Source organism: Streptomyces luteireticuli (genome assembly GCF_041519305.1).
In the GTDB taxonomy this organism is placed as follows: domain Bacteria; phylum Actinomycetota; class Actinomycetes; order Streptomycetales; family Streptomycetaceae; genus Streptomyces; species Streptomyces luteireticuli.
This window is the reverse complement of sequence record NZ_CP167927.1, coordinates 416,537-433,822: the sequence shown is the minus strand read 5'-3', so window position 1 is coordinate 433,822 and position 17,286 is coordinate 416,537. Positions and strand designations below refer to the sequence as shown.

Annotated in this window: 15 protein-coding genes and 1 pseudogene; 9 read left to right on the top strand and 7 right to left on the bottom strand. The window is 72.4% G+C overall.

The features are described 5' to 3' along the window. Positions 1 to 31: 31 nt before the first annotated feature. Positions 32 to 646: a GPP34 family phosphoprotein gene (locus AB8735_RS01955; RefSeq protein WP_372404738.1), complete on the top strand. Its 615-nt coding sequence runs from the start codon at positions 32 to 34 to the stop codon at positions 644 to 646. 36 nt (positions 647 to 682) lie between these two features. Here AB8735_RS01955 and AB8735_RS01950 read toward each other — a convergent pair whose 3' ends face one another. Both AB8735_RS01950 and AB8735_RS01945 read right to left on the bottom strand, forming a co-directional pair. After that, a complete protein-coding gene (locus tag AB8735_RS01950) occupies positions 683 to 877 on the bottom strand; it encodes a DUF6381 family protein (protein WP_344026491.1) in 195 nt (64 codons plus the stop codon). Positions 878 to 983: 106 nt separating this feature from the next. Beyond that, on the bottom strand, positions 984 to 3,038 hold the full coding sequence (locus AB8735_RS01945) for a transglycosylase domain-containing protein (protein ID WP_372404736.1): 2,055 nt from the start codon (positions 3,036 to 3,038) through the stop codon (positions 984 to 986). A 215-nt stretch (positions 3,039 to 3,253) separates the two neighbouring features. Here AB8735_RS01945 and AB8735_RS01940 point away from each other — a divergent pair. Further along, a pseudogene (locus tag AB8735_RS01940) lies at positions 3,254 to 4,660 on the top strand (alkaline phosphatase family protein); the annotation flags it as partial. A 138-nt stretch (positions 4,661 to 4,798) separates the two neighbouring features. Continuing rightward, positions 4,799 to 5,713 carry a beta-propeller fold lactonase family protein gene (locus AB8735_RS01935; RefSeq protein ID WP_372411754.1) on the top strand — a complete coding sequence of 305 codons (915 nt, stop codon included), beginning with the start codon at positions 4,799 to 4,801 and terminating at the stop codon, positions 5,711 to 5,713. Between the two features lie 25 nt (positions 5,714 to 5,738). Here the strand turns inward: AB8735_RS01935 and AB8735_RS01930 are convergent, their stop codons facing one another. From AB8735_RS01930 to AB8735_RS01920, 3 genes are all read right to left on the bottom strand, one after another. Then, entirely contained in the window at positions 5,739 to 6,173 is a 435-nt protein-coding gene (locus tag AB8735_RS01930) for a DNA glycosylase AlkZ-like family protein (RefSeq protein WP_372404735.1), read from the bottom strand. Between the two features lie 251 nt (positions 6,174 to 6,424). Continuing rightward, positions 6,425 to 6,814: a VOC family protein gene (locus tag AB8735_RS01925; RefSeq protein WP_372404733.1), complete on the bottom strand. Its 390-nt coding sequence runs from the start codon at positions 6,812 to 6,814 to the stop codon at positions 6,425 to 6,427. A gap of 74 nt (positions 6,815 to 6,888) precedes the next feature. Beyond that, the gene (locus tag AB8735_RS01920; protein WP_372404732.1) at positions 6,889 to 7,608 is read right to left on the bottom strand and encodes an NADPH-dependent F420 reductase; all 720 of its coding nucleotides are present in this window, start codon (positions 7,606 to 7,608) and stop codon (positions 6,889 to 6,891) included. 92 nt (positions 7,609 to 7,700) lie between these two features. On the opposite strand from AB8735_RS01920, the gene AB8735_RS01915 reads away from it, so the two are divergent. Then, positions 7,701 to 8,678, top strand: coding sequence for a helix-turn-helix transcriptional regulator (locus AB8735_RS01915; RefSeq protein ID WP_372404730.1), 978 nt, complete (start codon positions 7,701 to 7,703; stop codon positions 8,676 to 8,678). A gap of 97 nt (positions 8,679 to 8,775) precedes the next feature. Here AB8735_RS01915 and AB8735_RS01910 read toward each other — a convergent pair whose 3' ends face one another. Then, a complete protein-coding gene (locus AB8735_RS01910) occupies positions 8,776 to 9,285 on the bottom strand; it encodes an O-acetyl-ADP-ribose deacetylase (protein WP_372404729.1) in 510 nt (169 codons plus the stop codon). 553 nt (positions 9,286 to 9,838) lie between these two features. On the opposite strand from AB8735_RS01910, the gene AB8735_RS01905 reads away from it, so the two are divergent. Further along, complete coding sequence (locus tag AB8735_RS01905; RefSeq protein WP_372404727.1) at positions 9,839 to 11,092, top strand: saccharopine dehydrogenase family protein; 1,254 nt, start codon at positions 9,839 to 9,841, stop codon at positions 11,090 to 11,092. Positions 11,093 to 11,129: 37 nt separating this feature from the next. On the opposite strand, the gene AB8735_RS01900 is transcribed toward AB8735_RS01905, so the two are convergent. Further along, on the bottom strand, positions 11,130 to 11,774 hold the full coding sequence (locus AB8735_RS01900; protein WP_372404725.1) for a TetR/AcrR family transcriptional regulator: 645 nt from the start codon (positions 11,772 to 11,774) through the stop codon (positions 11,130 to 11,132). A gap of 188 nt (positions 11,775 to 11,962) precedes the next feature. Between AB8735_RS01900 and AB8735_RS01895 the strand changes: the two genes are divergently transcribed. From AB8735_RS01895 to AB8735_RS01880, 4 genes are all read left to right on the top strand, one after another. Next, positions 11,963 to 13,264 carry a flavin monoamine oxidase family protein gene (locus AB8735_RS01895; RefSeq protein WP_372404723.1) on the top strand — a complete coding sequence of 434 codons (1,302 nt, stop codon included), beginning with the start codon at positions 11,963 to 11,965 and terminating at the stop codon, positions 13,262 to 13,264. Between the two features lie 126 nt (positions 13,265 to 13,390). Next, the gene (locus tag AB8735_RS01890) at positions 13,391 to 14,434 is read left to right on the top strand and encodes a phosphotransferase family protein (protein ID WP_372404722.1); all 1,044 of its coding nucleotides are present in this window, start codon (positions 13,391 to 13,393) and stop codon (positions 14,432 to 14,434) included. Between the two features lie 24 nt (positions 14,435 to 14,458). Then, on the top strand, positions 14,459 to 15,763 hold the full coding sequence (locus AB8735_RS01885; protein ID WP_372404720.1) for an acyl-CoA dehydrogenase family protein: 1,305 nt from the start codon (positions 14,459 to 14,461) through the stop codon (positions 15,761 to 15,763). Continuing rightward, complete coding sequence (locus tag AB8735_RS01880) at positions 15,760 to 17,280, top strand: flavin-containing monooxygenase (protein ID WP_372404718.1); 1,521 nt, start codon at positions 15,760 to 15,762, stop codon at positions 17,278 to 17,280. Before AB8735_RS01885 ends, AB8735_RS01880 begins: the two co-directional genes overlap by 4 nt. Positions 17,281 to 17,286: the final 6 nt, after the last annotated feature.

The following is a 17,286-nucleotide window of genomic DNA, read 5'->3' as shown; positions in this document are numbered from 1 at the left end:
GGCCTGCCGGGACAGCCCTACCCTGGTGGGTATGACCGTCCCCGGCGACGAACACCTCGCCCTGGCCGAGGAACTGCTGCTGCTCGCCCTCGTCCCTGCCTCGGGACGGGTGAGCAGCGGGCTGCGGGTCCGGTACGCACTGGCCGCGGCGGAGCTGATGGAGCAGGAACTGACCGGGGCGGTGCGCCCCGAGGCCGACGGGAAGCGGTTCACCGCCACCGCCCCCTCCGGCACGGCACAGCGGCCGCTCACCAGAGGGTGGTTGGGCCAGCACGCGCGGCGGAGCCTGATCACCCGGTACGGCGACCGGCTGGCCGAGCGCGGTGCGGTGCGGCGGCAGCACCGCCGCCTCGCGGGCGTCCTGCCGGCCACCCGCTATCCGCTGCTCCGCCGCGACCTGGCCGCGGAAGTGCGCTCACGGGTGGAAGGGGCGGCGCAGGGCGAAGCGAACGCCGCGGCCGACCCCCGCGCCGCGCGGCTGGGTGCCCTGCTGGCGGCGGTCGGCCTCGATCACCGGGTCTTCCCCGGGCCGGCCCACCGCGGGCTGCGTCACAGGCTCGCCGAGCGGGCCGCCACGGACCGGGTCGCCCGCCATGCGCACCGCGCGGTGCGCGCGGCCCGGGCCGCGGCCCACGGCGGAGGCTGACGGCCGCCCGGAACCGCCGGGGCCGCCGCCGTGACGTCACATCGGGCGGGGGCGTCCCTTCGTCCCCTCGGCCTCGGTCTTGCGGCTGCCGTGCTCGCGCAGCTCGCGGGCCCGGGCCTGGAGGCGCTCGCGCTCGCGCGGGTCGTCGGTGTGCTGCGCGCGTTCGTCCAGCTGCCGGGCCTTGTCGCGGATCTGCCGGGCCTTCTCGGTGGTCTCGTCGGCATCGCCCATGGTCACTCCTGGTGGGTGCATGAGGGAGGGGGACTCGTCGTCAGCCAAACACGAACCGGGCGCGGGCGCACGCCCAGGGTGCTGCCGGGCGCCCCCGCCCCGGTGCCTACCCGTCGGAGCCGGATCCGGAGCCGGGGCCGGGGCCGGGGACGAACCGGCCCGCCGGCTCCCCGTCGAGCGCCCCCTCGATCGCGTCGTGCCAGACCGGCCCGGCCAGCGTGCCGCCGAAGGCCCGGCCGACGACGTCGCCGCCGATGCTCTGGCCGTCGAGATCCCGCGGACGATCGGTGTCGCCGACGACCACGGCACCGGACAGCTCGGGCGTGTACCCGGCGAACCAGACCTGTTTGCTGGCCTCCGTCGTGCCGGTCTTGCCCGCGCTGTCGCGGCCGGTGAGCCCCGCCGGTTTGCCCGTGCCGTCCTCGACGACGCCCTTCAGCATGCCGGTGACCGCATCGGCGGTGCCGGCGGACAGCGCCCGGTGACAGCCCGCCCGCGGCACGGACAGGCTGCGGCCGTCCGGCGTCCGCACCGACATGACGGCCACGGGGGAGCAGTACATGCCGTGGGCCGCGAACGTCGCGTAGACGTTGGCCACATCGAGCGGGGTGAGGTCGTTGGTGCCGAGAGTGAGGGAGGGCACCACCTGGAGCCGGCTGCCGTCCGCCTGCCCGGTGATCCCCAGCCTGCCTGCCGTGGTGGCCACCTCGCACAGCCCCGTGTCGGCCTCCAGCCGGGCGAAGTAGGTGTTGACGGACTTGGCCATGGCCTCCGGCATCGCGAACGGGCCGACCAGCGACGGGCTGTCGTTGTGCACCTCCCCGGCCTCGGGATACCGCCGCCCCGCACAGTCGGTCATGGCCGGCCAGGGCATGGCGTACGGCGAGGGGTACCGCTGCGACGGCCGGACGCCGTTCTCCAGGGCGGCCGCCGCCACGACCGGCTTGAAGACGGAGCCGGTCGGGAACCCCAGCCCGCCGCCCGCCTTCGTACCCACCCCGAGGTTGATCTGCGTCCGGTGCGCGCCCGACCCGTACACGCGGCTCTGGCCCATCGCCACGATCCGCCCGGTGCCGGGCCGGACCATCACCATCGCGGCGGCGGCCTCGTCGGTGGTGTCCACATGCGAGGTGACCGAACGCTGGAGCGCCTGCTGCGCCTTGGGGTCGAGGGTGGTGCGGATCTCCAGTCCGCCGTGCTGCCACAGAGCCTGCCGCCGGGCGGGGGTCCGGCCGAACGCCGGGTCGGTGAGGAGCACATGGCGCACGTAGTCGCAGAAGAACCCGGCGCCGTCGCCGGCCGTCGCACAGCCCTGGCGCGGCGCGCTCGGGTGCAGCCCGAGCGGCTGGGCGGCGGCCTGCCGGGCCTGCTCCTCGCGGACGGTGCCGTAGCGGGCCATGGCCCGCAGGACCGTGTCCCGGCGCTCCTTGGCGAGGCGGGGGTGGGCGATCGGGTCGTAGGCGCTCGGTGACTGGACCAGGCCGGCCAGGAGCGCGGCCTGGGGCAGGGAGAGATCGGCGGCGTGCACGCTGAAGTACCGTTCCGCCGCGGCCTCCACGCCGTACGCCCGCTCGCCGAAGAAGGCGATGTTGAGATAGTCGGTGAGGATCTGCTCCTTGGAGAGGCTCTTCTCCAGGCCGATCGCGTAGCGCAGTTCCCGGACCTTGCGGTCGAGGGTCTGGCGCTGGGCCCGCCGCACGGCCGCGGCGTCGTCGCCCGCGGCCTCGACGAAGACGTTCTTCACGTACTGCTGGGTGAGGGTGGAGGCGCCCTGGGCGACGCGGCCGCTGCCGGCGTTCCTGCGGACGGCGCGCAGCACGGCCGTGGGGTCGAGGGCGCCGTGTTCGTAGAAGCGGTGGTCCTCGATGTCGACGATCGCCCGGCGCATGACCGGGGCGATGCGGTCGCCGGGCACGACGGTGCGGTCGCGGGCGTACACGGTGGCGATGAGCCCGCCGTCGGCGTCGTAGATCCGGGAGGACTGGTCGAGGGTGGACGTCCTCAGGTCGGCGGGCAGGGCGTCGAAGCCCTTCGCCGAGGTCCTGGCGTACGCGCCCAGCGTGCCCACGAGGGGCAGGGCGGCGCCGGCGGCGAGGAGCCCCGCGAGGAAGGCGGTTGCCACGAACTGGCAGACGCGGAGCGGGCGCGGGACGGGCGACATGAGAGGACCGTACACGGAAAGTCTGAGAATTCCCTCAACTACCCGTCTATATACGGCAATTCCGGTGCGCTCGGGGTCTGTTCACCCGCCCGTGGGGGCTCCGCTTCCGGACGTTCTGCCTCCCGACGGCTGACGGGCGCGCGGTCCGTTGTGTAGGAACAGAGCCACTCGGTGTGCGTCGGCGCACTCCGGCCCCTCTGCGACGAGGTGACAACATGGCCGAGCTCTCCCGAAGACGGCTCCTCGGATCGGCACTGGGCGCGGGCGGTCTGGCCGCGGCGTCCTCCCTCTTCCCGCCCCATCTCAGAAGCGCGGCGGCCCGGCCTCCGCGACGCCTGAGAAGCCTGGACGAGATCGAGCACGTCGTGGTCCTGATGCAGGAGAACCGTTCGTTCGACCACTACTTCGGCACGATGCGCGGGGTCCGCGGCTTCGACGACCCGGACGCCGTGACCCTCCCCGACGGCCGGTCCGTCTTCCACCAGCCCGACCCCGTCAACCCCGAGGGCTATCTGCTGCCCTTCCACCTCGACACCCGGACCACCAGCTCCCAGGCCATCCCGTCCACCAGCCACGCCTGGACCGTGCAGCACGCGGCCGTCAACGGCGGGAGGATGGACAACTGGGTTCCCGCGCACCGCAAGGCCGACGGCGAGAAGCACGGCCCCTACACGATGGGCTACTACACGCGCGACGACATCCCGTTCCACTTCGCGCTCGCCGAGGCCTTCACCCTGTGCGACGCCTACCACTGCTCCGTGCTCGGCCCGACCTGGCCGAACCGGCTCTACCTCTGGACCGGCACGATCGACCCGGGCGGCCGCCACGGCGGGCCGGTCACCAGCAATGACATCCCCAAGCCGTTCCGTTGGACGACCTACGCGGAGCGGCTCACCGCGGCCGGCGTCTCCTGGCACGTCTACCAGGAGGAGGACGACTACGGCTGCAACCCGCTGGAGTTCTTCCAGACCTTCCAGGACGCGGGGCCGGGGAACCCCCTCTACGAGCACGGCCTGACCATCACCTCGGGGGACGGGTTCGCCGACGACGCGCGCGCGGGCCGGCTGCCGACCGTCTCGTGGATCATCCCGGCGTCGCCGCAGTGCGAGCACCCGGACTACCTGCCCGCCGCCGGGGCCGACTACCTGGCCCGGCAGCTGGACGCGGTCGCCGCCAACCCGGACATCTGGAACAAGACCGTCTTCATCGTCAACTACGACGAGAACGACGGGCTGTTCGACCACGTCGTCCCGCCGCTGGCGCCCGCGGGCACCCCGGACGAGTTCGCCCGCGGGGCGCCGATCGGCGCCGGGATCCGGGTGCCCTGCTTCGTCGTCTCGCCCTGGAGCCAGGGCGGCTACGTGGCGGGCGAACCCTTCGACCACACCTCGGTCCTGAGGTTCCTGGAGCGCGTCACCGGAGTGCGCGAGCCCAACATCAGCGACTGGCGGCGGCGGACCTTCGGCGACCTCACCTCGGCCCTCGGCCTCCCGGCGGGCAAGCCCTTCCCGAAGCTCCCGGAGACCAGGGGCCCGCTGTGGCGCGCGGAGCACGACGTGGCCACCCTGCCGCCGGCGACGTTCCCCGGCGACGACCAGGAACCGCCGCACCAGGAGGAGGGCGTCACCGCCCGCCCGCCGGCGTCCGCGGGCGAGAAGGGGAAGCTGCGGGGCGCCCGTCCGTACACCAGGAGCCGTCTCGCCGAGGACGCCGACGCCGGCGGTGCCGCGGGCACGCTCTTCCCCGGCATCCAGAAATCCGTGCCGAAACGGGCCCCCGTCAAGGGAGTCCATGTCTACGCGGCCGGAATCGTCAGCAACACCATATCCGTCGTCGACGCGACGACCCACAAGCTGGTCGCCGCCGTCGACGCCGGGATCAACCCGTACGGCATCGCCCGGACCCCCGACGGCCGCAAGCTCTACATCACCAACTCGGGGGCGAGCAACGTGTCCGTCCTGGACACCGCGCAGGGCCGCATCGTCTCCGCCGTCACGGTCGGCCTCTACCCGCACGGCATCGCCGTGTCGCCGGACGGCGCGTACGCCTACGTCGCCGACACCGGCCCGGACGGCGCCGGGGGTTCGTACTCGGTCTCGGTGATCGACACACGGACGGACAAGGTGACCGCGACCTGGCGCGTCGGCCTGGGCCCCCGGGCCGTCGCCGTCTCGCCGGACGGCCGGACGCTCTACGCGGCCTGCGCGGAGGGCCTGTTCGCCGTCGACACCGGGCAGGGCGCCACCCGGGGCAGGCTGCCCGAACAGGCCCGCGCGGGAGGGATCGCGGTGCACCCCGACGGCAGCCGCCTGTACGTGGCCAACACCTGGGCCGGCACCGTGTCGGTGATCGACACCCGCGGCCGCAAGGCCGTGGCGGGCCTTCGCGTCGGCCGCAACCCGTGGCAGGTCGTGCCGAGCCCGGACGGCACCCGGGTCTATGTGACGGGGGCGAACGACGACACGGTGACCGTCCTGGACGCCGCGGGCCGGAAGGTCCTCGGCACCGTACGGGTCGGCCATGTTCCGACGGGCATCACCGTGGCCGGGGACACCGTCTGGGTGACGACGAACGCCTCCAGCACCGTCGACGCGATCGACGCGAAGTCCCTGAAGGTGGTGGCCAGTACGCCGCTCGGGCTGGCGACGTCGCCGAGCGGCCTGGTGGTCGCCTGACGGCCGGGTCCCGGAGCGCCGGACGTCAACTCCGGCCGGCGAGCCGGCGTTCGAGGGGTGTGCGGTAGCAGGGCGTGACCACGGTCCCGCCGAGGAAGGCGGTCGGACGGGCGACCTCCTCGTCCACGGCGGCCCGTGCCGCGCGCCCCGGGTCGGTGAGGAAGTGGTGGTCGACGTGCCCGTCGGGGTGCTGGGCCCAGGCGCCGACGATACGGCCGTTCCACCAGATCGTGGGGCCGATGTTGCCGTTGCGGTCGAAGAGTTCCCCGGTGTGTCCGGGGTCCAGATACCAGTCGCGGTGGCGCCGGCCCATCGCGGTGGGGTCGAGACCGGGCAGCAGGGCCGCGCCGGGCTCGGCGGCGGGGGCCGGGTCCAGGTCGTCGGGCAGGACGTAGCCGGTGCCCCGTCCAGTCCGACGGCCCGGGCCCCGACGGCCGCGAGGGCATGGGGGTGCCCCCATGACTTGCCGGGGGAGACGACGATCTGCTCGCGCAAGTCGGCTGTCTCGGCGGAGAGTCCGGCCGCCGTCGCCCCGCCCCGCCGGGCGAGCACGCCGAGCACGGCCCGCTCGACGGCCGCGTGACGGCGCCCGTCCCAGCCCAGGGTCCCGTGGAGGTGCTCCAGGGCCCGGGTGCGGTGCGCGTCGGTGCCCTTGACCGTCGCGGCCTGCAGTGCGGGGGCGGTGCGGGGCAGGGCGGTCACGGGTCTCTCTCAGCGGCTGCCGTGGATGCAGAAGGGCTGTCCGGACGGGTCGAGCAGTACGGTCCAGTGGGCGCCGCCCGGCTGGTGCGCGGGCTTCGCCGCCCCCATCTCCAGCAGCCGCCGCTCCGCCGCCTCCACATCCGTGAACATGAGGTCCATATGGAACGGCAGCTCCTCTTCCGGCCAGTTGGGGGCCGTGTACGACGGGGATGTGTAGAAGAGGTACATGGACCGGCCGACATAGAAGGCGCACGCGGCCTCGTTGCCCTCGGCGTCCGGGTACGTCTCACGGACCTCGGTGCCGAGGGCCTCGGCGTAGAAGTCGGCGAGCCGACGGCCGTCACGGGCCCACATCGCGTGGCACATGATGCTTCCGGAGAGGGAGTTGCTGCTGGGCATGGTGGTTGCTTCCTTACGGTGGGCGGGGAGCCGCGGGCGGCTGCTCCCCGGGAGGCCGGGCGGCAAAGGCCGGCTCAGCGCACGACCTTGATGCCGAAGTGGCCGCCGAACTGCCGGCCGAGGCCGAAGCCGATGGCGCTGTGCATATGGGCGTACATCTCCATGCCGCGGGCGCACACGAGCGGGCCGAGGTCGAGGACGTCGGTCCAGCCGTAGGACGTCAGCAGCTCGGTGACCTGCTGCTTGGCGTCGGCGTGGTCGCCGGCGACGAACATGGTGTGGTCGCCGTTGCCGATGGCCCCGGGGTTGACGACGGTGGACTGCTCCTGGGTGACGAAGCTCTTGACGACCTTGGTCCCGGGCAGCGCCCGCTGGATCTGCTCGGCGAGGCTGTCGGTGTCGCAGGGGTCGAGCTTCGGCATGATGCCCCACGGGGTCGGCCAGGGGTGCTCGACCTCGGGGTTGTAGAGGTAGGGGACGGCGTAGTCGACGAGCGTCCTGCCGCGCAGCGCGTCGGCGACGGCGGACAGGGCGGCGACGGCGTTGTGGCCGTCGATGCCGTTGATCACCAGGCTGTCGGCGGCGGCCGCGGCCTCGCCGAAGGACAGCAGGGTGATGCCGGGGTGGTCGGCCAGCCACTGGCCGTAGGGCACGTTGCCCATCATGTCGGGCTCGGTGCGGGCCAGGGTGGCCTCGGGGTCGCGGGTGCCGACGAACACCTCGTGGCCGAGCTCGACGAGCTTCGCGGCGTGCTCGCGGGCACCGCCACCGGTACCGAGAACGGCAATTTTCATGGTGATTCCTCCCGTTTTGCTCTTGTGGATAGATCCACCGTAAGGGCCTTTCAGGACAAGGTGTGTCCTTTAACAGCGGCATAGTGGATTCCATGACGAGCGACATGACCGCCCGCATGCTGCGGCTGCTGTCCCTGCTCCAGACCCGGCGGGAATGGTCGGGCCCGGACCTGGCCGACCGGCTGGAGGTGACCGTCCGCACCGTCCGCCGCGACATGGACCGGCTGCGCGAGCTGGGCTACCCCGTCGAGAGCGTCCGCGGGCACGCCGGCGGCTACCGCCTGGCCTCCGGCACCGACCTGCCGCCGCTCCTCCTCGACGACGACGAGGCCGTCGCCATCGCCGTCGCCCTGCGCACCGCAGCCGGGGGCCTGACCGGCATCGAGGAGACCGCCCTGCGGGCCCTCGCCAAGCTGGAACAGGTCCTTCCGGGCCGCCTGCGTGGCCGGGTCACCGCCCTCCAGACCTCCCTCGCCGGCATCACCTGGGAGAACGCCGGGCCGCGCGCCGACCCGGGCCTCCTGGCCACCCTCGCCGTCACCTGCCGCGACCACGAAGTGATCGCCTTCGACTACACGACGCGCCGGGGCACGACCGCCCCGCGCCGGGCCGAGCCCTGCCACCTGGTCGCCTCCGGCGCCCTCTGGTACCTCCTCGCCCATGACTCCGACAAGGACGACTGGCGCCTCTTCCGTCTCGACCGCATCACCCGGCCCGTGCCCACGGGCCGCCGCGTCCCCCCGCGCCCCGTACCCGGCGACGACCCCGCCGCCTTCGTCGCCGCACACCTGTCGGCCGCCCCCACCCGCCACCGCGCCGTCGCCACCGTCCGGGCCTCCGCCGACCACGTCCGCACCCGCACCCGGGGCCTGGGCACCCGCATCCGCCCCCTCACCGACACCACTTGCCGCGTCGACGCCTCCGACGACACCCTGCCCCGCATCGCCCGGACCCTGGCCGGTCTCGACACGGACTACACCCTCGACGCGGACCCCGCGGTCCTGGACCACCTGCGCGAGACGGCCGAACGCACCCTGCGCGCCCTCGGGGGACCGCGATCCCCCGACTAGGGTCGGCGGGACGGACGCCGAACAGGCCGCCCGCGCAAGGGCGTTCAACCGAACCGTCGCCGGACGCGCGGATCATTCGTCCGAGAAGCGGATCGCCTCAATCCCGCTGCGCGGCGAACGCCGCGTAGGCCGCCTCGTCGAAGAGGACGAAACGCACCTCGCGCACCGCCGTCTCCGTCTCCCGCACCGTGTTCACCGCGATCCGCGCGCCGTCGTCCAGCGGCCAGCCGTAGATCCCGGTCGAGACGGCCGGGAAAGCCACAGTCGTGGCACCCAACTCGTCCGCCACACGCAGCGATTCGCGGTAGCAGGAGGCCAGCAGGGCGGAGCGGTCCTCGCTGTTCGACCAGCGAGGGCCAACTGTATGGATGACCCAACGGGCGGGGAGGCGGCCCGCGGTGGTGGCGACGGCCTGCCCGGTGGGCAAACCTTTGCCGTAGTGCCCGGCACGCAGGTCGCGGCAGGCATTGAGGATTTCAGGGCCTCCCGCGCGATGGATCGCGCCGTCGACGCCACCGCCTCCGAGAAGGGAGGAGTTCGCGGCGTTGACGACAGTGTCGACGTGCTGCTGTGTGATGTCGCCCCGGACACAGGTGATGGTGACCATGAGCACTATCTTCCGGGCTTCCCGGGCATGTTGCTTGACGAAACACACCGGACAAGCTGTCGCGACGCGGGCGGAGGTTCGCGGACGGCGCTTGGGGGCCGCCGACGCGAGTTGTCGACGGGCGAGGCGCCGCACGTCGCCCGGGCTGGTGAGTTCGCGCAGATGGCCTGTCGCGCGCGGACGTATGGCCGGGCCGCCGGTGCCGCATCGCTCGCGAGCGTGAGCACGGCGGCCCGGCGCGGCGCCGCCCGCTCGTGCTACGTGCACCGGGCCCGGCGCACGGTCCTCGTCATCGTCGTCCGCCGCGAGGCGGCCGGGTATGTGCTCGGGCCCGCGGGCCGGGGTGGCCTGATCGGTGGCGCGCCATTGACGGTGTCTCACCGCACACTAAACTCGGATCCGATTCGAGATCGAGTCTCGTGCCTTCGGCCTGCCGGGCCGGCCGCGCCCGCGGAGCGCCGCGTGAGTACGGCGACGGCAGCGGAACGGAGAGAGTTATGTCCAACAAGCTTGAAAATGCCGTGAGTTGTGCGCGCCTCGTCGGAGCCGTCTTATGACGGCGCCGCGGGTCGTCTTCATCGGGGCCGCGGGTGAGATGTGCCGGGTCGCCGCCGAGCGCTTCGCGAGAGCGGGCGGCGACTGGCGGCTCGTTCTCTGCGACATCCGGCCCGACCTCCTGGAGCCGCTGGTCGAGCGGCTGCCGAGCGGGCGTGCCACGGTCCGGCGACTGGACCTCCACGACCGTGCCGGCCTGCTGGAGGTGATCGACGGTGCCGCCCTCGTCGTCCTGGGGGCGGGCCCCTACCTCCGCACCTCCGAGCCCGTGATCGCGGCCTGTCTGGAGGCCGGGGTGCCGTATCTCGACTTCGACGACGACGTCGAGAGCACCCGGCATGCCCTGAGCCTCCGGGCGAAGGCCGGAGAGGCGGGCGTTCCGGTCTACGTCGGCTGCGGTGCCTCACCGGGGATGAGCAACGTGCTGGTGGTCGACGCCGCGAGCGAGCTCGACACCGTCGAGAACATCGACGTGTGCTGGGTCGTCGGCGACGAACGACCCGAGGTGGGGCGGGCGGTGCTGGAACACCTGATGCACATCGCCGCCGGCGACTGTCTGACGTGGGAGCACGGCGGGCCGGTCACGCACGAGTCCTATGTCGAAACCGTCTCCGCGCCGATGGGGGGCCGCCTGGGCGAGACGCTCCTGTACGAAACCGCGCACCCCGAGCCCGTCACCCTGCCCCGGCGCTATCCCGGGGCGCGGCGCATCCGTTGCGTCGGCGGGCTCGACCCGGCGCCGTTCAACGGCATCGCGCGCGGTCTCGGCCTGGCCGTCCACCGGGGCGAGTTGACCGTCGAGGAGGCGGTCGGTTTCCTCCTCGGTCTGCTCGGCAACGGCTGCGTGGGGAGTGTCCGGGGCCTACGGGCCGTGACGCACGGCATGCTCGGCCAGATCCGTCGCGGTGAGAGCACGCCGCGCGCGCTGCTCGACTTCCTGGTGCGCTCGGCGTTCCGCCGGAGGTACACCTGGCGCGGCGGCCTGCTGGCCCGCGTCACCGGTACGCGCGACGGGAGGCCGGCGGTGGCCGTCCGGCGTACGCCGGTCAGCGGCCCGCAGTCGTACCTCGTGAGCAGTATGGCGTCTCTGACGGGCACCGCCTGCGCGGCGTTCATGGTGCTGGCGCTCGACGGAAGCGGCCGGCGCGCCGGTGTGTTCGCCCCCGAGGACTGGGTCGATCCGCAGGCGTTCTACGCCGCTCTGGAGCGCGTCGGCACACCGCGCGGCGAGATCGTCGAGTCGGTGTGCTGAGCGGTGCCCGTCGGCTGCCACCCGTCGGATCTCCGTGTCAGGCGCGTCGCTTGGGCCCTTGCGGGGCGTAGGTGGCGAGGTAGGCGGTGACCAGGCGTCGCGCTTCGTCGATCGTGGCGTCGTCGCCGGTGGGGGAGTGCCGGAACGCGACGTCGAAGAGCCGGCCCGCGGCCTCCCAGGCAAGCCGCAGGGCGAGTTGGGGGGTGTCGGCGGAGAGGAGCTTCCGTTCGACGAGGGCGTGCCGGCACCGGTCCGCCTGTGCCTCGTCGAACGCGCGGGCCAGTTCCCTGGTCGTCTCGTGGCGGCCCGCGAACCACAGCTCGGTGCAGCCCGCGTGCTGTCGGAAGTAGGCCATCAGCAGGTCGATGATGGCGTCGACGGCATCGCGGAGCGTGCGCAGCCGGGAGTCGGCCAGCGCGGTGGCCATGAGCGCGTCGAGCTCGCGTACATAACGCCGCATGAGCTCGGCGTCGACCTGGTGACGGTCGGAGAAGTAGTGATAGACGGAGGCGGTCGGGATGTCCGCCCGCTCGCCGATCGCCTTGAGCGTGGCGGCCGCGTAGCCCTGCTCGCCGAGCAGCGCTTCGGCGGCATCGAGGATGGCCCGTCTGCGCTCCACGCCCCGGCGCTGTACCGCGGCCCGGCGGGCGGGCGTCCTGCCTGACGCATCGTTCTCGAACACGATTCGGGATCGTACCAGTCGCGCCGTCAACTTCCGTGGCCACGGGCCCTGGTTGACATCGCATGGACGGGATCTAAACTCGAACTCGATTCAAGTTCGGTTTGACTTCCCGGGGCTGCGACGCGCCGGGACGACACGGGCTTCGCCGTGCACGCACCCCCGGCGAGGCCGAGGACGGAGAAACGGACATGGTCAACAGCTGTGATGTCGTGGTGATCGGGGCCGGCTTCGCCGGAGTCACCGCGGCGCGGGACCTCGGCGCCGAAGGTCATTCGGTGGTCCTGCTCGAAGCGCGCGACAGGGTCGGCGGCCGTACGTTCCGGGACGAGGTCCTCGGCCGCGAGGTGGAGCTCGGCGGCACCTATGTGCACTGGACGCAGCCGCACGTATGGCGCGAACTGCAGCGCCACGACATCCCGTTGGCGGCGCCGCTCGACGTCGACCGGGTGTACTGGCTGGCCGACGGAACGGTGCACTCCGGCAGCAGGGCGGAGTACGACAACGCGGTCGCCCCCGTCGCCGCCCGGTTCTTCGCCGACGCGCGGGCCCGGTTCCCCCGGCCGTTCGACGTCACCGCGCCGGTCACCGGAGGGATCGAGAAGGAGACCGTCGGGGACCGGATCGACTCGCTGGATCTGTCCGCATACGACCGGGACGTACTCGACGGGGCCCTGGCCACCATGGTCCACTCCTACGACGAGCAGGGCATCGAGCAGATGTTCCTGTGGGCGGCCACGACCTTCGGGGACTGGGGCGCATTCCTCGAAACCGCCGGCCACTGGCCGATCGAAGGGGGGACCAGGAGGCTCATGCAGGCCATGCTCGGCGAATCGAAGGCCGACCTCCGCCTGTCGACGCCCGTCGACGCGATCGAGGACGACGGCTCCGGCGTCGTCGTGACCACCCGCGCGGGAGAACGCATCCGGGCACGCTCGGCCGTCGTCGCACTGCCGCTCAACACGCTGGCCGACGTCACCATCACCCCCGAACTCGACGGGCCGGTGCGGAGGATGATCGAGCGGAAGCACCCGATGAGGACCGCCAAGATCTGGGCGAGGGTCAGGGGCGAGATCGAGCCCTTCCACGCCTTCGCCCCGGTCGGCAGGAACCCCGTCAACTGCGCCAAGGTGGAGTACCGGCACGACGGCGACACCCTCGTCGTGTGCTTCGCCTCCGACGCCTCGGCCATCGGCGCGGAGGACCGCGAGGGCGTGCAGGCCGCGCTGCGGACCTTCGTCCCCGGCATCGACGTCCTCGCGACGGCCGGACACGACTGGGTGGGCGACGAGTTCTCCCGAGGGGCCTGGGTCCATCACCGGCCGGGCAGCCTCACCGGGGCCGTACCCCGGATGCGGCGGGCGCACGGGCGCATCCACTTCGCCGGCGGCGACATCGCACGGCTGGGCGTCGGAGGGATCGAGGGCGCCCTGGAAACCGGCGCGGGCGCCGCCCGGAGGGTCGCCGCGGCACTGGCCGAAGGCCGCTACTGACACGTCCGACTTCCGTTCCGACTCCCGTCGAGGAGAAGCCATGACATACGCCACCACCGGCACCGGGCCCGGCCCCGCCGAACCACCGCTCACCGACGGCGGGTTCGCACCGGCCGGCGGCGCGTGATGGGCCCGCGGGACGACGACGGGACGCCGGGCATCGATCTGGCCCGGCTGCGTCCCTGGTTCGCGAGGGCCGTGCCGCAGGCGCGGACGGACGAGCTGTCGGCCACCCTGATCACCGGCGGCAAGTCCAACCTGACCTACCGTCTCACCGACGGCACGGCCACCTGGATCCTGCGCCGCCCGCCGCTGGGCCATGTCCTCTCCACGGCCCACGACATGGGACGCGAATACACGGTGATGTCGGCGCTCGCCGGCACCGCGGTGCCGGTGCCCCGGCTGCACGGCCTCTGCCGCGAGGCCGGGGTGCTGGGCGCCGAGTTCTACGTCATGGAGGCGGTCGCGGGGACGCCGTACCGGACGGCCGCCGAGCTGGAACCGCTCGGTGAACAGCGGGTGCGGGCGATCTCCACCTCGCTCGTGGACACCCTCGCCGACCTCCATGAGGTGGACCCGGACGCGGTCGGGCTCGGCGGCTTCGGCCGGCCCGAGGGATTCCTCACCCGACAAGTCGCACGGTGGCGCCGGCAGTTGGACGCGTCGTACTCCCGCGATCTGCCGGCCGCCGACCGGCTGCACGCCGCGCTGGAGACACGCGCCCCCGCGGCCGACGCCGCCTCCCGTCCCGGGATCGTGCACGGCGACTTCCGCCTCGACAACGTCCTGATCGACGGCGACGACCGGCTCCGGGCCGTCATCGACTGGGAGATGGCCACCGTGGGCGACCCGGTCACCGACCTGGCGCTGATGCTGCTGTACGCCCGGCTGGCCCGGCTCGTCGGCGAGGTCGTCGCCGCCGACGCCAGCAACGCCCCCGGCTATCCGACCGAGTCCGAGATCATCGCGCGGTACGACGCCCGCACCCGGCGCGATCTCGGCGACCTCGGCTTCTACCTGGGCCTCGCGGCCTTCAAGCTCGCCGCGATCCTCGAAGGCATCCACTGCCGCCACATGCGCGGGCAGACCGTCGGACCCGGCTTCGACCGTATCGGGGAGGTGATCCACCCGCTGCTGGACGCCGGACTCGCCGCACTGAGGGACCACTGAGGGGCCACGGAAGGAACGCTGAGTATGGACTTCGCATTCGACTCCCGCACCGAGGCTCTCCGTCAGGATCTCCAAGACCTGATGGAACATCACATCCACCCGGCCGAGCCGGTGTTCACCGACCAGCTCGCAGCGTTGGACAACCACTGGGCCTGGGACTCGGCCCCGGTGCTCGCCGACCTCCGCGCCGAAGCCCGCCGACGCGGGCTGTGGAACCTGTTCTTGACAGGCAAGCACAGCCTGCCCGGAGAGGAAGGCGCCGGACTGACCAACCTGCAATACGCCCCGCTCGCCGAGATCACCGGCCGCGCGCCGGACCTCGCGCCCGCCGTGCTCAACTGCGCGGCGCCGGACACCGGCAACATGGAGGTCCTCGCCATGTTCGGCACCGAGGCCCAGCGCCGGCAGTGGCTGGACCCGCTGCTCTCCGGCGAGATCCGTTCCGCCTTCGCGATGACGGAGCCCGACGTCGCCTCCTCCGACGCCACGAACATCGCCACGTCGATCGTCCGCGACGGCGACCACTATGTGATCAACGGCCGCAAATGGTGGATCACCGGGGCGATGAACCCCAACGCGAAGATCTTCGTCGTCCTGGGCCTGACCGACCCCGGGGCCGGCCGGCACGGCCGGCACTCGATGATCCTGGTACCGAGGGACACCCCGGGCCTGGAGATCCGGCGCGGAATGGAGCTCTTCGGGTACGACGACCACGAGCACGGCGGCCACGCCGAGTTGGCGTTCCACGACGTCCGCGTGCCGGCCGGCAACCTGATCGGCGAGGAGGGCGCGGGATTCGCGATCGCCCAGGCCCGCCTGGGCCCGGGGCGGATCCACCACTGTATGCGCTCCATCGGCGTCGCCGAGCGGGCCGTCGAGCTGATGTGCGCACGCGCCCAGGAGCGGGTGGCCTTCGGCGGGCCGCTGGCCCGGCAGGGCGTGGTCCGCGAATGGATCGCACAGTCGCGGGTGCGGCTGGAACAGCTGCGCCTCCTGGTGCTCAAGACGGCCTGGCTGATGGACACGGTCGGCAACAAGGGGGCGCACACCGAGATCCAGGCGATCAAGATCGCCACGCCCGCGACGGTCCAGTGGATCCTCGACAAGGCGATCCAGACGCACGGTGCGGGCGGCCTCTCGCAGGACTTCCCGCTCGCCCGTGCCTACGCCGCCGTCCGCTCGCTGCGGTTCGCCGACGGGCCCGACGAGGTGCACGTGAACGCGCTCGCACGCGCCGAACTCCGCCGCCGGTCCGCCGCCGTCGACGACCGGGAGGCGGCAGGCGGGACCTCCCGGCCTCCCGCCACCGAGGCCGGGAGACGCCCGTGACGATCACGACCACCGGCCGGGCACGGCCCGTCGACGTCGATGTGCTGATCGTCGGCGCCGGGATCTCGGGCATCGGCGCGGCCTGTCACCTCACGTCCCGCCGCCCGGGCACGTCGTTCGCGGTCCTGGAGGGACGCGACGAGATCGGCGGCACATGGAGTCTGTTCCGCTACCCCGGCATCCGGTCGGACTCGGACATGCCCACCTTCGGATTCGGCTTCAAGCCATGGACGTACCCCGAGTCGATCGCCCGCGGGCACGTCATCATGGACTATCTGCGGCAGGCCGTCCGCGAGCACGGACTGATCGAGCACATACGCCTGGGCCACGGGGTGACCCGCGCGGAGTTCTCCTCGTCGACGGGCCGGTGGACTGTCACCGCCCGGCGGTCCGGCGGCCCGGAGGAGACGCGGTTCACGGCGCGCTTCCTGTTTCTGGGGACCGGCTACTACGACTACGAGGCGGGGTACACCCCCGAGTTCGCCGGCGTCGAGGACTTCGAGGGCCGGGTGGTCCATCCGCAGCACTGGCCGCAGGACCTGGACCACACTGGCAGACGTGTGATCGTGATCGGCAGCGGTGCCACGGCCGTCACACTGGTCCCGGCGATGGCCGGCACGGCCGGCCACGTCACGATGCTGCAACGCTCGCCGGGCTACCTGATCTCCGCACCGGCCAAGGACGCGATCGCCAACACCCTGCACAAGGCGCTCGGCCACCGGCGCGCCCACCGGATCGTCCGGCGCATGAACATCGTGCGCAACCGCGGTACGTACACGCTGTGCAGGCGCGCTCCGAAGCTGATGCGCAGCCTTCTGATAGCCGGCGTCCGTCGGCAGTTGCCCGGGCACTTCGACGTCGACACCCACTTCACCCCGCGCTACAACCCGTGGGACCAACGGCTGTGCATGGTGTCCGACGGTGATCTGTTCAAGGCGATATCGGCGGGACGGGCATCGGTGGTCACCGACCGGATCGACCGCTTCACCAGAACCGGCATCCTGCTGGAGTCGGGACAGGAACTGTCCGCCGACATCGTCGTCACCGCGACCGGCCTCGCCATGTCGCCCTTCGGCAAAGTGCGGTTGCACGTCGACGGTCACGTGGTGAACCCACCGGACACGACGGCGTACAAGGCGATGATGCTCTCCGGCGTGCCCAACTTCGTGTTCGCGCTGGGCTATACGAACCTGTCCTGGACACTCAAAGTGGATCTGGTCTGCGAGTACTTCTGCCGACTGCTCGACCACATGGACTCCCACGGCTACAGCGCTGTCGAGCCGGTCCTGGACGACCCGGACATGGAGCGGGTGCCCTACATGGACCTGGGTGCGGGCTACGTCCGGCGGGGGATCGCGGCGTTCCCGAGGGCGGGGACCCGTGGCCCCTGGACGGCCGGAATGGACTACGGGAAGGACGTCGGACGGCTGCGTGAAGGCCCGGTCGAGGACGGCGCTCTGAGATTCACGGCCGGCGAACCGGCTCCGGCCGCTTCCCGGTCGGAGGGCGCGCGGTGAAGGAGA

Excerpts from the sequence above, each read along its gene's own strand:
- AB8735_RS01955 (WP_372404738.1), top strand. The coding sequence starts at position 32 with ATGACCGTCCCCGGCGACGAACACCTCGCCCTGGCCGAGGAACTGCTG.
- AB8735_RS01950 (WP_344026491.1), bottom strand. The coding sequence starts at position 877 with ATGGGCGATGCCGACGAGACCACCGAGAAGGCCCGGCAGATCCGCGAC.
- AB8735_RS01945 (WP_372404736.1), bottom strand. The coding sequence starts at position 3,038 with ATGTCGCCCGTCCCGCGCCCGCTCCGCGTCTGCCAGTTCGTGGCAACC.
- AB8735_RS01930 (WP_372404735.1), bottom strand. The coding sequence starts at position 6,173 with ATGGGGGCACCCCCATGCCCTCGCGGCCGTCGGGGCCCGGGCCGTCGG.
- AB8735_RS01925 (WP_372404733.1), bottom strand. The coding sequence starts at position 6,814 with ATGCCCAGCAGCAACTCCCTCTCCGGAAGCATCATGTGCCACGCGATG.
- AB8735_RS01920 (WP_372404732.1), bottom strand. The coding sequence starts at position 7,608 with ATGAAAATTGCCGTTCTCGGTACCGGTGGCGGTGCCCGCGAGCACGCC.
- AB8735_RS01915 (WP_372404730.1), top strand. The coding sequence starts at position 7,701 with ATGACGAGCGACATGACCGCCCGCATGCTGCGGCTGCTGTCCCTGCTC.
- AB8735_RS01910 (WP_372404729.1), bottom strand. The coding sequence starts at position 9,285 with ATGGTCACCATCACCTGTGTCCGGGGCGACATCACACAGCAGCACGTC.
- AB8735_RS01905 (WP_372404727.1), top strand. The coding sequence starts at position 9,839 with ATGACGGCGCCGCGGGTCGTCTTCATCGGGGCCGCGGGTGAGATGTGC.
- AB8735_RS01895 (WP_372404723.1), top strand. The coding sequence starts at position 11,963 with ATGGTCAACAGCTGTGATGTCGTGGTGATCGGGGCCGGCTTCGCCGGA.
- AB8735_RS01890 (WP_372404722.1), top strand. The coding sequence starts at position 13,391 with ATGGGCCCGCGGGACGACGACGGGACGCCGGGCATCGATCTGGCCCGG.
- AB8735_RS01885 (WP_372404720.1), top strand. The coding sequence starts at position 14,459 with ATGGACTTCGCATTCGACTCCCGCACCGAGGCTCTCCGTCAGGATCTC.